General features: G+C 66.7%; 1 protein-coding gene. It reads left to right on the plus strand.

The window, feature by feature from the left end; all coding sequences use genetic code 11:
• Nucleotides 1-796 precede the first annotated feature (796 nt).
• The coding region (locus ACIPIA_RS16810) for an endonuclease domain-containing protein (RefSeq protein WP_400511121.1) at nucleotides 797-1,109 on the plus strand (313 nt) is incomplete at its 3' end.

Below are 1,109 nucleotides of genomic sequence, written 5' to 3' on the forward strand. Positions count from 1 at the left end.
ACTTGATACAGAGATGGCGATGACGGGGGATTGAGCGGCCGTCGTCGCGCTCTCCTTCGTCACGGTCGCCCTTGTGGCGACCATCCACGTCTTCGCTGGCCGCCGGCCGTGTTCAAGACGTGGATGCGCGGGACAAGCCCGAGCATGACGGCAGAACGCGCCGGGGCCCCGCCCGCGCCGGAGCGCGGCGGCTTTCGATGAGGGGCAGCGGAGCGCCGCGAGGCGCGGTGGGTAGAGGCCGCTTCCATTGAGCCAGGATGCGGCGCGGATGGATTGAGCCACCATCCGCACGCCCCGTGGCGCTCCGCTTGCCGGCGTTCTTCAGTCTCCGGGCCGCGCTTATACGGCTGGGCCAGTCGGGAGCTGCGTGTCCGGACGCCAGTTCCCCTCATCGGGTCGTCGCGCCTTCGCTTAAGCAGTCCGTCACCGGCCGAGCCTTCCAGCGAGCTCCTCGCACAGGGATCGTAATGTCCCCAGGGCGGTGCCCCGAAGCCTCCCGGGAGTGGGTCGTAACCCCACCCGCAGGCGCCGCCCCCGCCCCGCCAACGGCATACCTCCGGATGGCTGCCCCTCGGGGACGAGGTGGGGTGAGGATAGGCGCGGTGTGGGAGGGCGGGGATAAGTTTTCGCGGCGGAAGCGGTTATCCGCGGGGAACCCCTCTCCCGCATCGAACTCGGCTATTGCCTACTTCGACACTCAAAGCGCTGATCTCGGGCAAGCCCGAGATCAGTGAGAGGGGCAGAGGTGAGGGGCCGCCGTTGATCGCCGAGGCGAGCGCGTCCAACATCCGCCGCGATGACAACCGAACAGCGTCAATTCGCTCGAAAGCTCCGGCAACACTCCACCGAGCCGGAGGACATCCTCTGGTCTCTGCTGCGCAACCGCCAGCTCGACGGGCTGAAGTTCCGTCGGCAGGTTCCCCTGCTCGGTTACACCGTCGATTTCATCTGCATCGACCGAAAGCTGATCGTCGAGATCGACGGCCGCCAGCATCGCTGGGAAGCCGATTACGATGCCGCGCGGACCGAGGAAATCGAGCGCCACGGCTTCAAGATCATTCGCTTCGGCAATGCCGAGGTCCTGGATGACAGAGACGCGGTCATCGCTG

This window comes from Allobosea sp. CER48 (assembly GCF_044752385.1).
GTDB lineage: Bacteria > Pseudomonadota > Alphaproteobacteria > Rhizobiales > Beijerinckiaceae > Allobosea.